We start from the raw sequence: 13,040 nt of genomic DNA, 5'->3' as shown, positions 1-13,040 counted from the left end.
GATCCTCTTCCGTCGTGGAGCCTTTGAACGCGGAAGACCCGGTCAGCATCGGTCCGTTCCGTCTGCTCGGACGCCTGGGCGCCGGCGGGATGGGCCGGGTGTTCCTGGCGCGCTCGTCGGGCGGCCGGACGGTCGCGGTGAAGGTGGTGCACGCGGAACTGGCGGCCCAGGACGAGTTCCGGCGCCGGTTCGCCCGCGAGGTCGCGGCCCTGGAGCGGGTCGGCGGCACGGGCACCACCCCGGTCCTCGGCTCGGACACGACGGCCCAGGCACCCTGGGTGGCCGTCGGCTACGTCCCCGGGCCCTCGCTGCGGACCGTGGTGGGCGAGGAGTTCGGGCCGCTGCCGCCCGCGACGGTGCGCACGCTGGCCGCCGGGGTCGCCCGCGCGCTCACCCATGTGCACTCCGCCGGTCTGGTCCACCGCGACCTCAAGCCGGGGAACGTGCTGCTGACCGTCGACGGGCCGCGCCTCATCGACTTCGGCATCGCGCGCGCCGTGGAGACCGTCACCGACGGCGGGCTGACCAGCACCGGCGCGCTCGTCGGCTCGCCCGGTTTCATGTCGCCCGAGCAGGTGCGCGGCGAGAAGCTCACCCCCGCCTCCGACATCTTCTGCCTGGGCTCGCTCCTCGTGTACGCGGCGACCGGCCGCTCCCCGTTCGGTACGGCGGACAGCGGCGTCCACGCCACGATGTTCCGCATCGCCCACGACGAGCCGGACCTGACCGACCTCCCGGCCGAGCTGACCGGCCTGGTCCGGGCCTGCCTCGCCAAGGACCCGGCGCGCCGCCCGTCGGCCGAGGAGCTCGTCGAGACGATCGCGGTCGCCGACCCCTGGCTGCCGGCGGACGTGCTGGCCCGGCTCGGCCGGCACGCGGCCCGGATCCTGGAGGCGGAGACCACGCCGACGGCGACCGCGGCGGCTCCGGGCGACGACACTCCCGTACCGGCACCGTCGTCACCGAAGACGTCACGGCGCCGTACCGCCCTGCTCGCGGCCACCACCGCCCTCGTCGTGGCGGCCGCGGCCGGCCTCACGTACGCCTTCTGGCCCGACGGGGGCCCCGGGGCGGACGGAGGGAAGAACGGGGCCGGGGGCGAGACCGTGAGCGTGACCCCGAGCCCGGCCGGGATCGTGCCGGCCGCGTTCCTGGGCGCCTGGGAGGGCGTGCTGCGCGGCTCGGCGGACAGCCCGAGGGACGCGGCGCGGATCGAGATCAGCCAGGGCGCGGCGGGCGCGAAGGCCGCCGTGTACACGCGGGCTTCGGAGGAGCAGATGTGCATGGGCCGCTCGCGGCTCGTCTCCGCCGACGAGGACAAGGTGGTCCTCGGCGAGTCCGACGTCACCACCAGCGTCCCCTCCCAGCGGTGCACCCCGCTCGCCCACCAGACCCTGACGCTGCGCTCCCCCGACGTCCTGGAGTGGTCGTCGGGCGCGGCGAAGGCCACCTTCCGCAAGGCGCGCACCGGCACGGCGATGGTCCCGGCGGCCTTCGTCGGCTCCTGGAAGATGGAGAACGACCCGCTGATCTACGGCGAGAACGCCGACCGCTACAGCGACGAGGTCACCATCACCCAGGGCCCGATCGGCGCGCCCGTGCTGCGCACCCAGCGCAGCTTCCCCCGCCTCGACGACCAGGGCGCGCCGATGTCGGACAGCGTCACCTGCACCTTCACGTCCCTGCTCGCGTCCGCGGGCCCACCGCTCGTCATCTCCCCGGGCACGGCCGACCTGGACGCCTCGGACCGCGACTGCGAACGCGTGGGCACGGGCGGCTATGTGACGGTCGACCGGTTCAAGGGGCGGGAGCGACTGCTGGTGTACCCGATGCTGGACGGGGAGCCGGGCGAGTACTACCGGCGCTGACAGGCGCGCTGACCAGCAGGCCGGCCGGCGCGCTGACCGCCAGGCCGGCCGCCCTCAGACGCCGAGGAGCTGGAGGGCGGCCCGGGTGGCGTCGAGCAGGGGCTGCCCGATGCTGCCGGCCGCCTCCGCCACGGACCGGATCGCCCGCAGGGCGCTGCGCCGCGCTCCGTCCGGCACGCCGTCCCCGGCCTCAAGGGCCGGGCGGGCGTCGTCGAGGGCCTGCCACTCCTCGGGGCCCAGGTCGCCCCGCAGCGCGTCCACCCGCGCCAGGACGGCCAGGAGCGCCTGTTCCACGGCGGGCGAGGCGTGGTGGTGGACGATGCCCTGGTTGCCGGTGCCGCCGTTCATGTGCACGACGTCGCCGTAGAAGTTGTTGCTGTCCCCGGCCGTCACTTCGAGACCCCCGTGTTCTTCGTTCCGCCGTTCATGTTGACCGTGTCTCCGAAGTTGTAGTTCTTCGGGTTGATCGCCAGGTGCTGCACCCGCATCCGGAACTCTGCGCCGGGGTTCTCGATCGCGTGGCTGATCTGGTGGCGCACCTCGCGGAGCACCCCCGACTCCCTGGCGGTGAGCAGGGCGTACGCCGTTCCTGCGGTCGATATGGTCAGCACGTGGTAGGTCCGTGAGAAGAGGACCGTGCAGAGCCTCACCAGCGCGTACGTCAGGAAACCGGCGGCGACGTAGAGCACGACCCGCATGAACTCGTCGTCGGAGGACGAGTCGTCGGCCGCCGAGCCGAGCAGGCCCACCGCGAGCACGGTGAGCACCAGCTGCAGCAGGAACTTGTTGAACGCCTCGTTCCGCCTGGGCCGGACCGTGTGGCCGTGGAGGCGGGTGATGTTGGCCAGCGGGTAGCAGGCCTCGCCCACCCACAGCAGCCGCTTGGTGACGCGGACGTCGACGACGCTCACGTCGTCGGACTGGCCGGGCGGAGTGCTGGACCGCCACGGGCCGGCCGGTGGTCCCGACGCCGGAGGCTCGGACGGTGGTGTCGGTGGGACGTGCGGGCCGGTCGTTTCCATGCTTCCCCCTGAGATGGAACGGCGCCTGAGTGGAAGCCCATTAAGGGGGTGGTAGGTCCTCTCCACAAGACCGATTCCGGCCTTGCCGCGCACACGGCCGAGGGGCACACGGCCGAGGGGCACACGGCCGAGGGCCCGCGCACCGGGTGACGGTGTGCGGGCCCTCGGGCGGGTCTTCCTAGAGGAAGGAGTTGATCTCGATCGTCTCGGTCCGGCCAGGGCCGACGCCGATCGCGGAGATCGGGGCACCCGACATCTCCTCCAGGGCCTTCACGTACGCCTGCGCGTTCTTCGGCAGGTCGGCGAAGGTCTTGGCCTTGGTGATGTCCTCGGACCAGCCCGGCAGCATCTCGTAGATCGGCTTCGCGTGGTGGAAGTCCGTCTGCGAGTAGGGCAGCTCCTCGACGCGCTTGCCGTCGATCTCGTACGCGACACAGACCGGGATCTGCTCCCAGCCCGTCAGCACGTCGAGCTTGGTGAGGAAGAAGTCGGTCAGGCCGTTGACCCGGGTCGCGTAGCGCGCGATGACCGCGTCGAACCAGCCGCAGCGACGGTCACGGCCGGTGGTGACACCGCGCTCGCCACCGATGCGGCGCAGCGCCTCGCCGTCCGCGTCGAACAGCTCCGTCGGGAACGGTCCGGCGCCGACGCGGGTCGTGTACGCCTTGAGGATGCCGATGACGCGGCTGATCTTCGTCGGGCCCACGCCGGCACCGGTGCAGGCGCCGCCCGCGGTCGGGTTCGAGGAGGTGACGAAGGGGTACGTGCCGTGGTCGACGTCGAGCAGGGTGCCCTGGCCGCCCTCGAAGAGGACGACCTTGTCCTCGTCCAGCGCGTTGTTGAGGATGAGCGTGGTGTCCGCGACGTACGGCTTGATCTGCTCCGCGTACTGGAGCATCTCCTCGACGATCTGGGCGGCGTCGATCGCGCGGCGGTTGTAGAGCTTGGCGAGGAGCTGGTTCTTGCCCTCGAGCGCCGCCTCCACCTTCTGGGTGAGGATCGACTCGTCGTACAGGTCCTGGACCCGGATGCCGACGCGGTTGATCTTGTCGGCGTAGGTCGGGCCGATACCGCGTCCCGTCGTGCCGATCTTGCGCTTGCCGAGGAACCGTTCCGTCACCTTGTCGAGGGTGACGTTGTACGGGGTGATCAGGTGCGCGTTGCCGCTGATCAGGAGCTTCGACGTGTCGACGCCTCGCTCGTTCAGTCCGCTCAGCTCGGAGAGCAGGACAGCCGGGTCGACGACGACACCGTTCCCGATCACCGGGGTGCACCCCGGGGAGAGGATTCCGGAAGGGAGAAGATGCAGCGCGTACTTCTGGTCACCGACGACGACGGTGTGGCCGGCGTTGTTGCCGCCCTGGTAGCGCACTACATAGTCAACGGATCCACCGAGGAGATCGGTGGCCTTTCCCTTGCCCTCGTCACCCCACTGAGCACCGAGCAGCACAAGTGCGGGCACAGGCGTACACCCCTTCCGGGTGGGGCATGTCCAAGGTCAGGGGCCGAGGCCGCCTCACCGGTGTGCCCCGGAATAGACGAAGCCCCTGGCGCAATAGCGCAAGGGGCTCTTGCACAAAGATGCTACCCGAGGAAGGACCGAGGTGTCGGCTCACGACCAGCTGCTGGTGGTCATCGACCCGGTCGCCCGCCGAAGTGACGGCGAGTCCGTACGGATCGCGAAAGATGTGTTGTGTGCGGGGGCAGAGGCGAAAATCTGCCTGCCGGACAGCCCGGAGGAATTCTCCCGGGCCCTTGCCCGGCGCGGCTCCCGGCGCCCGGTGGTGCTCGGCGACGACCACGCGCTGCTACGCACCGTGACGTTCCTGCACCGCGAGCGTGAGCTCGCGGACGCGGCCCTGTCGCTGGTGCCGATCGGGGCGCCGGGCTCGCTGGAAGTGGCGTACGCCCTCGGCGTGCCGCGCGGCACGGTCGCGGCGGCGCGGGCGGTGCTCGACGGGGTGCCGCGCCGGCTCGACCTGCTCGTCGACGACAGCGACGGCGTCGTGCTCGGCGACCTGAGCATCCCGGCCGGCCGCCCACCGACGCGGGCCGTCCCCAGCCCCGCCCCGCCGACCGTCTGGAACACCTGCCGCTCCCTGGTCCGCACCTTGGTCCGCCCGGCCCCGGCGACCCTCACGGTCCGCACCCACCGACTGCGGGTGGAGGCGGACGGGGTGCTGCTCGCAGACGTCGACACCCCGCTGGAGAGTCTGACGGTCCGCTCGGTGCGCGGCACGACGGACGGCTCGGGGCACGGCGCGATGCACGGCGCGGCCGAGGTGACCGTCCATCCCACGACCGCCCCGCCCGTCCGCACGACCGCCCACACCCTCACGGTCTCGGGCCCGGACTTCCGCTACAGCGCCGACGGCCGCTTCCTCGGCCCGGTCCGCCGCCGCACCTGGACGGCCCGGGCCGAAGGCTGGGGCCTGACCCTGCCCAAGGAAGCCCTGCCACCTCCGGGGCCTTAAGCTCGCGGCGGAAACGAGCTGGGGGGCATATGCGCGCGCGGGATCGGGCGGAGACGGCCGAGGCACTGGAGCGGTACCGCAGGACGGCGGTCTGGTGGGTGCGCGTCGGGGCCGTGGGCCTCGCCGTGGCCGTGGCGCTGGGTGTTGTCTCCGCGGGCGAGCCCGACATCCACTGGGCCTCCGTGTCCGTGCCGTACCCGCTCGGCGGCGGACTCTTCGTGCTCGCGCTCGGCCTGGGCTCCCTGCGCCTCGCCCGCAGGATGCGGCGGGTCCTGGACGCCGGGGACTGGTCGGCGCACGCCGCCGTCGCGCTGCCCAGGGGGGTACTCGTCCTGGCGGGTCCTGAGCCCGGCGCCCTGCTGCCCCGCCGGGTCGTCGCGGTCAAGGAGCGGTACAGGCACGTGGAGCCGGGCCCCGACGGGGTCCTGTGGTGGTGCGGCGACCCGCTCGGCGACGGGGTGATCGCGCCGCCGGGCGGCGGCGAGCTGGTCTGGACCCGGCCCCTGCGGGGCGCGTGGGCGCGCCGCCGGGCGATCGGGCGGGCCGAGCTGCGGGGGCTGGTGGACCGGCCCCCGCCGGAGGGGCCGAAGGCGGCCGCCGCCCGTTCCCTCCGCTACGCACCGCTCGCCGAGGCGGCCCGGCGCCGGGCACTCACGGGCAGGAGGACCTACCCGTGGCAGCACCGCCGTCCCGAGCCCGACGCCCGGGCCGTGCCCTGGTGGCGTGTGCGGGGCCTGCGCGAGATCTCCGGCCTCTCCTGGACGGCCGGGTGCCTCCTTCTCTCGGTCGCGCTGCTTGGTGTCGCGCAGTTCGAGCCCGAGGACGCCCCGATGCTCCGCGTCGCGGGCCTGTTCGTGGCGACGGGCAGTCTCGTCAACGTGGCCCGGCTGCTCTTCTCCGGCCGGCACGCCGCCCGCGCCCTCGCCCGTGCGGCCACCGCCCCCGTGGGCGTACCGAAGCGGTACACCGCTCTGGCCGACCCGTACGGCGGAGGCCCGGTCCTCGTCGTCTTCCCGCCGCACGCCGGTCCGGCCGACGCCGCGGAGGGCATGCTGTCGCTGCTGCGGTCCTGCGCGCCGCAGGTGCCCGTCGGGGACGCGGAGCTGCACGGCTGGCAGGAGTTCACCGACGGCGGGCAGCCGGTCGTGGTGGCCCGGGTCGGCGGCCGGATGCTGTGGCCGGCCGGGCCCTATGTGGAGGCGGGGACGGCGGAGTTCGCCGTCCTGGCCGAGCGCCTCGGCGCGGCGGTCCCTCAGGACCCGGCGCCGGCGTCCTTGTAGGCCCGCCAGCGGTCCAGCATGCTCAGCATCTCCTTCTGGAGGAACTCGAAGAACTCCGCCGTCTCCGCCGTCCTGCGGCCTGCCGCCGTGTCCGGGCCGAGGATCTCCGAGCCGTCGCGGAGCACCTTCTCCCAGCGGGTCAGGATCGCGTCGCGGCGGGTGAGCGACTCGTACCAGACCTCGTTGTGCAGGACGTAGCGGTCGCGGCGCGAGCCGGGCTCGCGTTCGCGGCTGACCATGCCGACCTGGCTGAGGTAGCGGATCGCGCCGGAGACGGCCGCGGGGCTGATCTGCAGCTGGTCGGCGAGTTCGGCCGAGGTCATGGAGGCGCTCTCGGACGCCAGCAGGGCCGCGAAGACCCGGGACGCCATGCGCTGCATGCCCGCCTCGGTGAGTTCGGCGGCGAAGCGCTCCACGAATCGGGACACGGCCGCGTCGTCGTCCGCGCCGGTGGTGGTCATCTCGCTCATCCCCCAACTTTATACGGTTCCTTAACTTCACAAATTTGTGAAACTAGCGTACGTTCTAAAGCATGACGAAGGCAATCACGGTGGCCGGACTGCACAAGTCGTTCGGCCGTACCCACGCGCTGGACGGCCTCGACCTCACCGTCGAGACCGGTGAGGTCCACGGCTTCCTCGGCCCGAACGGCGCCGGCAAGTCGACGACCATCCGCGTCCTGCTCGGGCTGCTGCGCGCCGACTCCGGCGCCGCCCAGCTCCTCGGCAAGGACCCGTGGCGCGACGCCGTCGAGCTGCACCGCAGGATCGCCTACGTGCCCGGTGACGTGACGCTCTGGCGCAACCTCTCCGGCGGCGAGGTCATCGACCTCTACGGACGGCTGCGCGGAGGCCTCGACAAGGCCCGGCGGGCCGAGCTGATCGAACGGTTCGAGCTCGACCCGACGAAGAAGGGCCGGACCTACTCCAAGGGCAACCGGCAGAAGGTCGCCCTCGTCGCCGCCTTCGCCTCCGACGTCGACCTGCTCATCCTCGACGAACCCACCAGCGGCCTCGACCCCCTGATGGAGGAGGTCTTCCAGCGCTGCGTCGCCGAGGAGCGCGAGCGCGGACGCACGATCCTGCTCTCCTCGCACATCCTCAGCGAGGTCGAGACCCTCTGCGACCGGGTCAGCATCATCCGCAAGGGGCAGACGGTGGAGAGCGGTTCGCTGGCCGAGCTGCGCCACCTCACCCGGACGAGCGTCTCCGCCGAACTCGCCGGCGCGCCCAACGGGCTCGCCCGCCTCCCCGGCGTCCACGACCTGGACGTCCAGGGGCTGAAGGTGCGGCTCCAGGTCGACACCGACAAGCTCGACGCGGTGCTGCGCTCGCTCACCGAGTCCGGCGTGCGCTCGCTGACGAGCACCCCGCCCACCCTGGAGGAGCTCTTCCTCCGCCACTACGCCACCGATGAGGCGAACGCGCGATGAGCACCCTGAGTCTCGCGGGCACCCGCCCGCTCACCCGGCTCGCGCTCCGCCGCGACCGGCTGATGCTGCCGATCTGGGTCCTCGTGACCGGCGGCATGGTCGCCAGCGGCGTCGGGTCCCTGGAGGGGCTGTACGGAACGCAGGCGCAGCGCACCGAGCTGGCCGCGTCGATGACCGCCAACAGCTCGATGCGCTCGCTCTACGGGCCGGTCTTCGACGACTCCCTCGGCGGGCTCGTGGCCTGGCGCTTCGGTACCTTCGCCGCCGTCCTCGCCGCTGTCATGAGCCTGATCATCGTGATCCGGCACACCAGGGAAGAGGAGGAGACGGGGCGTCAGGAGATGCTCTCCTCCGCCGTGGTGGGCCGCCGCGCCCCGCTGACCGCCGCGCTGCTCGCGGCGCTCGTCGCCAACGCGGGCGTCGCGCTCGTGATCACGGCGGGGCTCGCGGGCCAGGGCGCGGGCGGAGCTCTCGCGCTCGGTCTCGCGGTGGGCGGCACGGGCATGCTCTTCGCCACGATGGCGGCGATCGTCGCCCAGCTGACGGAGAGCGCGCGGCTCGCGAAGGGCCTGACCTCGGCCGTCCTCGGTCTCGCCTTCGTGCTGCGGGCGGCCGGTGACGCAGGCGACGCCTCCGGCGGCTCCGCGCCGACCTGGCTCTCCCCGATCGGCTGGGCGGAGAACGTGCGCGCCTTCGCCGGCGAACGCTGGTGGGTGCTGCTGCTGATCGCCGCGGCCGTGCTCGTCCAGACGGCGGTGGCGTACGGCCTCGCCGAACGGCGCGACGTGGGCATGAGCTTCCTGCCGACCCGCCCGGGACCGGCGGAGGGCCGGCTCGCCACGGCCGGGGCGCTGGCCTGGCGGCTGCAGCGCGGGACCGTGCTCGGCTGGTCGCTCGGCTTCCTGCTCGGCGGCCTGGTCTTCGGCGGGATGGTCGAGGGGGCGGCCGACATCGTCGGCGACAACGAGCAGGCGCGCGAGATCTTCGAGCGGATGGGCGGTCAGAGCGGTCTGACCAACGCGTTCCTCGCCACGATGATCGGCATGTTCGGGATGATCGCCGCGCTGTACGCGGTCGGTTCGGTGCTGCGGCCGCACGGCGAGGAGACCTCGGGCCGGGCGGAGCCGATCCTGGCGAACGCGGTCGGACGGGTCGCCTGGGCGGCCGGTCACCTGGTGATCGCCTTCGCGGGCGCGGCCCTGATCATGCTTCTGAGCGGCCTCGGCCTGTACCTCTCGTACGGCAGGGACCTCGGCCCGATCCTGGGCGCCTCACTGGCCCAGCTCCCCGCGATCTGGACCCTGGCGGGACTCGCGGTCCTGCTGTGGGGCGCGTTCCCGAAGGCGGCCGTGGCGGGGTGGGGCGTGGCGGGCCTGTGCCTGGCGCTCGGCTGGATCGGCCCGGCGCTCGACCTGCCCCAGTCGGTGCTGAACCTCTCGCCCTTCGGGCACCTGGCGAAGCTGCCGGGCCAGGAGATGGCGTGGGGGCCCGTCCTGACCCTGACGGTCGTGGCGGGCGCCCTGACGGCGGCGGGGCTGTGGCGGCTGCGGCAGCGGGACCTGCTGACCGCCTGACGGTACGACACCGCTGAAGAGAGGGCCCCGGAGACGGGGCCCTCTTCGCTTCCGGCCCCCTACAGCTCCACCAGCAACTCCGGTACGCCCCTGATGACGTACCCCGGGTTCCACCGGGGTTCCGCCGCCAGGCGGAGCGTCGGGGCCTGCCGGAGGACCTCCGCGAAGAGGGTCGTCAGCTCCAGGCGGGCCAGCGGGGCGCCCAGGCAGTAGTGGATGCCCGCGCCGAAGGTGATGTGCGGGTTGTCCTTACGGGACAGGTCCAGGACGTCCGGGTCGGCGAAGCGGGCCGGGTCGCGGTTGGCGGAGCCGAAGAGGAGCGCGACCTCAGAGCCGCGCGGGATCGTGACGTCACCGACCTCGATGTCGTCGAGGACCCAGCGCTCGAACATCTGCAGGGGGGTGTCGTAGCGGAGGATCTCCTCCACAGCTGTGGACAACAGTCCGGCCGGGTCCGCGCGGAGCGCCGCCAGCTGCTCCGGATGGCGCAGCAGCGTCCACCAGCCGTTCACGGTCGTGTTCACGGTCGCCTCGTGGCCCGCGTTCAGGAGCAGCACGCAGGTGGAGACCATCTCCTGCTCGGTGAGCTCCTCCACCCCCACCAGGGCCGAGATCAGGTCCTCCCCCGGCGCCTTCCGGCGGCGCGCGATCAGCTCCCGCAGGTACGCCGAGAAGTCCAGCGAGGCCCGGACCGCCCGGCGCGCCGTCTCCTCCGAGGGGTTCAGCTCGAACATCCCGCAGATGTCGGCCGACCACGGCCGGAGCATCCGCCGCTCCTCGTCCTCCTCCGGGACCCCCAGCATCTCGGCGATCACGGCGACGGGGAGGGGTTCGGCGACGTCCGCGAGCAGGTCGCCGCCGCCCCGCGCCACCAGGCCGCCGACCAGCTCCGCCGCCAGCCTCCGTACCGTCGGCGCGAGGTTCTCCACCGTGCGCGGGGTGAACGCCTTCGACACCAGGCGCCGGATGCGCGTGTGGTCGGCCGCCTCCAGGTCGAGCAGCCCGTGGTCGTTGAGCGTGTGGAACGGCTCGTGCGCGGCGGGCGGGGCCGTTCGCCCGAACTCCTCGTGCGAGAAGCGGTGGGTGTACGTGCGGCCCAGGCGCCGGTCGCGCAGCAGCGCCGACACGTCCTCGTAGTGCGGGATCAGCCACTGCCGGGTCGGCCCGTACCAGTGCGCCCGGCCGGTCGCACGCAGCTCGGCGTAGGCGGGGTACGGGTCCGCGATGAAGTCCGGCGACCAGGGGTCGAAGGAAGCGTCCATGCACGGAACCTACCCGTCGCACCCCGGCGCCGGACCCCCGCGCCCCCGCCGGACCACGCCGCCTGGCCCCCTTGCCCCCGCGCCCCGCGCCCCCGCCGGACTCTCGCGGGCGCTACCCGCCCACCTGCACGAGCCTCGCCTCGTACGCGAAGACCGCCGCCTGTGTCCGGTCGCGCAGTCCCAGCTTCACCAGGATCCGGCTCACATGGGTCTTGATCGTCGACTCGGCTACGACGAGATGGTCGGCGATCTCCGCGTTCGACAGACCCTGCGCGATCAGCACCAGGACCTCCGTCTCCCGCTCGGTCAACTCCCCGACCTGCGAGAGCGCCGCCACCTTCGGCGTCTCGGCCGCCTTCGCGAACTCGGTGATGAGCCGCTTGGTCACGGTCGGCGCGAGCAGCGCCTCGCCGGCCGCCACCACCCGTACCCCGTCGGCGAGCTGCCGGGCGGAGGCGTCCTTGAGGAGGAAGCCGGAGGCGCCGGCGCGCAGCGCCTGGTACACGTACTCGTCGAGGTCGAAGGTGGTCAGGACCAGCACCTTCGCGTCGGCGTCGGCCGCGACGATCTCGCGGGTCGCCTCGATGCCGTTCAGCTCCGGCATACGGATGTCCATCAGGACGACGTCCGGGCGCAGCGCCGCGACCTGGGCGATCGCCTCGCGTCCGTTGACGGCCTCGCCGACCACCTCGATGTCCGGCATCGCGCCGAGCAGCACCGAGAAGCCCTCGCGGACCATCATCTGGTCGTCGACGATCAGTACCCGGATCACTGGTCCGACTCCTCACGGCTCACGGGGATGAACACGGCGACCTCGAAGCCGCCGTCCTCGGCCGGTTCGGCCGTCATCTCACCGTTCAGCATCGTCACCCGCTCGCGCATCCCGGTGAGCCCGTGACCGGCCCCGGGGGAAGGCTTCACGAGTCCCCTCGCCGGCCCGTTGGCGATCCGCAGACCGAGGCCGCCGAGGACGTAACTCACCTCGACCTTGGCCGCCGCGCCCGGCGCGTGGCGCAGCACGTTGGACAGCGCCTCCTGGATGATCCGGTACGCCGACAGCTCGACGCCCTGCGGCAGCTCGCGGACCGAGCCGGTCACCGTCTTCTCGACGTCGAGCCCGGCCTCGCGGACGTTGCCGACGAGCCCGTCGAGGTCGGCGAGGGTGGGCTGCGGGGCGTCGGGGGCCTCGTAGTCCTCCGCCCGTACGACCCCGAGGACGCGGCGCAGCTCGGTCAGGGCGGCCACCGCGTTCTCGCGGATGGTGACGAAGGCCTGCTCCAGCTCCGGCGGCGGGTTCTCGACCCGGTACGGCGCGGCCTCGGCCTGGATGGCGACCACCGACATGTGGTGGGCGACCACGTCGTGGAGCTCGCGGGCGATGGTGGTGCGCTCTTCGAGGAGGGTCCGCCTGGAGCGCTCCACGGCCGTCACGGTCTGCTGGGCGGTGACGGTCTTCTCGGCCTCGCGGCGCACCTGGAGGACGGTCACGAGGAGCAGCGCGAGCGCGGAGGGGAACAGGACCGACAGGGCGTTGTCGCTGCCGCCCCTGAGCGTGGTGGCGAAGAAGGCGTACGCGAGGGTCACCACCCACATCCAGGCGCCGGTACGGGGCCGGGTGCGGGCGGCCGCCACCGTCATCACCACGACCTGGGCGATGCCCGAGGTCGGGCCCCACGGCCAGCCGTAGCCGTACTCGGCGAGGAAGGAGACGAAGGGGGTGAAGGCCAGCGCCGCCCAGAACGCGAGCACCGGACGCACCAGCGTCAGCAGCACGGCCGCGGCCGGCATCCCGGCGAACACGAGGGCGAACACGCCGCTGCCGGGTCCGAGGTCCATCCCCATCGCGAAGACGAAGAGCGCGCACGCCCCGACGATCGCGTGCGGGGTCCAGCGGACCTTGCTGCGTATCCGCTCGGGCAGACGCCGGGTCAGCGGCCCGTCGACCGCCATCGGGGGCAGCGGCCGGTAGTCGAAGGCGTTGTGGAAGAGGTCCTCGCGCAGCCCGCCGAGCGCGCCCTGGGCCAGGCGGAACTCGGGGCTGCGGCTCGTTTCACGGGTGTCTGTCACGCCCTTCACGGTACGGGGGGCCACGGACGCGGTCGTCACCATGACGGCGGATCCTCCCGCG

General features: G+C 72.8%; 12 protein-coding genes. 5 read left to right on the top strand and 7 right to left on the bottom strand.

Translation table 11 applies throughout. The features are described from left to right. Window positions 1-14: 14 nt before the first annotated feature. On the top strand, window positions 15-1,868 hold the full coding sequence (locus ACF09C_RS11205; protein ID WP_392091078.1) for a serine/threonine-protein kinase: 1,854 nt from the start codon (window positions 15-17) through the stop codon (window positions 1,866-1,868). Window positions 1,869-1,922: 54 nt separating this feature from the next. Here the strand turns inward: ACF09C_RS11205 and ACF09C_RS11200 are convergent, their stop codons facing one another. The 3 genes from ACF09C_RS11200 to ACF09C_RS11190 all read right to left on the bottom strand — a co-directional run bounded on the left by ACF09C_RS11200 (window position 1,923) and on the right by ACF09C_RS11190 (window position 4,352). Next, window positions 1,923-2,261, bottom strand: coding sequence for a hypothetical protein (locus tag ACF09C_RS11200; protein ID WP_392091077.1), 339 nt, complete (start codon window positions 2,259-2,261; stop codon window positions 1,923-1,925). Beyond that, window positions 2,258-2,779, bottom strand: coding sequence for a DUF6232 family protein (locus tag ACF09C_RS11195; protein WP_392091075.1), 522 nt, complete (start codon window positions 2,777-2,779; stop codon window positions 2,258-2,260). Before ACF09C_RS11195 ends, ACF09C_RS11200 begins: the two co-directional genes overlap by 4 nt. Before the next feature lie 289 nt (window positions 2,780-3,068). Further along, window positions 3,069-4,352 carry an adenylosuccinate synthase gene (locus ACF09C_RS11190; protein ID WP_041129953.1) on the bottom strand — a complete coding sequence of 428 codons (1,284 nt, stop codon included), beginning with the start codon at window positions 4,350-4,352 and terminating at the stop codon, window positions 3,069-3,071. Window positions 4,353-4,494: 142 nt separating this feature from the next. Here ACF09C_RS11190 and ACF09C_RS11185 point away from each other — a divergent pair, with 142 nt between their 5' ends. Further along, window positions 4,495-5,364, top strand: coding sequence for a diacylglycerol kinase (locus tag ACF09C_RS11185; protein ID WP_392091073.1), 870 nt, complete (start codon window positions 4,495-4,497; stop codon window positions 5,362-5,364). Window positions 5,365-5,393: 29 nt separating this feature from the next. Beyond that, window positions 5,394-6,644 carry a hypothetical protein gene (locus tag ACF09C_RS11180; protein WP_392091072.1) on the top strand — a complete coding sequence of 417 codons (1,251 nt, stop codon included), beginning with the start codon at window positions 5,394-5,396 and terminating at the stop codon, window positions 6,642-6,644. On the opposite strand, the gene ACF09C_RS11175 is transcribed toward ACF09C_RS11180, so the two are convergent. Then, window positions 6,617-7,114: a GbsR/MarR family transcriptional regulator gene (locus ACF09C_RS11175; protein ID WP_392091071.1), complete on the bottom strand. Its 498-nt coding sequence runs from the start codon at window positions 7,112-7,114 to the stop codon at window positions 6,617-6,619. The two genes, ACF09C_RS11180 and ACF09C_RS11175, sit on opposite strands and share 28 nt — an antisense overlap. Window positions 7,115-7,176: 62 nt before the next feature. Between ACF09C_RS11175 and ACF09C_RS11170 the strand changes: the two genes are divergently transcribed. Beyond that, complete coding sequence (locus ACF09C_RS11170) at window positions 7,177-8,076, top strand: ATP-binding cassette domain-containing protein (RefSeq protein WP_392091069.1); 900 nt, start codon at window positions 7,177-7,179, stop codon at window positions 8,074-8,076. Next, window positions 8,073-9,650: an ABC transporter permease gene (locus ACF09C_RS11165; protein ID WP_392091068.1), complete on the top strand. Its 1,578-nt coding sequence runs from the start codon at window positions 8,073-8,075 to the stop codon at window positions 9,648-9,650. The genes ACF09C_RS11170 and ACF09C_RS11165 overlap by 4 nt, the downstream gene beginning before the upstream one ends. Window positions 9,651-9,709: 59 nt before the next feature. On the opposite strand, the gene ACF09C_RS11160 is transcribed toward ACF09C_RS11165, so the two are convergent. From ACF09C_RS11160 to ACF09C_RS11150, 3 genes are all read right to left on the bottom strand, one after another. Beyond that, complete coding sequence (locus ACF09C_RS11160) at window positions 9,710-10,912, bottom strand: cytochrome P450 (protein WP_392091067.1); 1,203 nt, start codon at window positions 10,910-10,912, stop codon at window positions 9,710-9,712. Window positions 10,913-11,024: 112 nt separating this feature from the next. After that, a complete protein-coding gene (locus tag ACF09C_RS11155; RefSeq protein ID WP_362414990.1) occupies window positions 11,025-11,684 on the bottom strand; it encodes a response regulator transcription factor in 660 nt (219 codons plus the stop codon). Continuing rightward, on the bottom strand, window positions 11,681-13,021 hold the full coding sequence (locus ACF09C_RS11150) for a sensor histidine kinase (protein WP_392091065.1): 1,341 nt from the start codon (window positions 13,019-13,021) through the stop codon (window positions 11,681-11,683). Before ACF09C_RS11150 ends, ACF09C_RS11155 begins: the two co-directional genes overlap by 4 nt. Window positions 13,022-13,040 lie beyond the last annotated feature (19 nt).

This window comes from Streptomyces sp. NPDC014870, assembly GCF_043081505.1.
In the GTDB taxonomy this organism is placed as follows: domain Bacteria; phylum Actinomycetota; class Actinomycetes; order Streptomycetales; family Streptomycetaceae; genus Streptomyces.
This window is presented reverse-complemented; position numbering and strand designations above follow the sequence as displayed.

Bases quoted from the DNA above. Each gene is read 5' to 3' on its own strand.
- ACF09C_RS11180 (WP_392091072.1), top strand. From the start codon at position 5,394: ATGCGCGCGCGGGATCGGGCGGAGACGGCCGAGGCACTGGAGCGGTAC.
- ACF09C_RS11175 (WP_392091071.1), bottom strand. From the start codon at position 7,114: ATGAGCGAGATGACCACCACCGGCGCGGACGACGACGCGGCCGTGTCC.
- ACF09C_RS11170 (WP_392091069.1), top strand. From the start codon at position 7,177: ATGACGAAGGCAATCACGGTGGCCGGACTGCACAAGTCGTTCGGCCGT.
- ACF09C_RS11165 (WP_392091068.1), top strand. From the start codon at position 8,073: ATGAGCACCCTGAGTCTCGCGGGCACCCGCCCGCTCACCCGGCTCGCG.
- ACF09C_RS11160 (WP_392091067.1), bottom strand. From the start codon at position 10,912: ATGGACGCTTCCTTCGACCCCTGGTCGCCGGACTTCATCGCGGACCCG.
- ACF09C_RS11150 (WP_392091065.1), bottom strand. From the start codon at position 13,021: ATGGTGACGACCGCGTCCGTGGCCCCCCGTACCGTGAAGGGCGTGACA.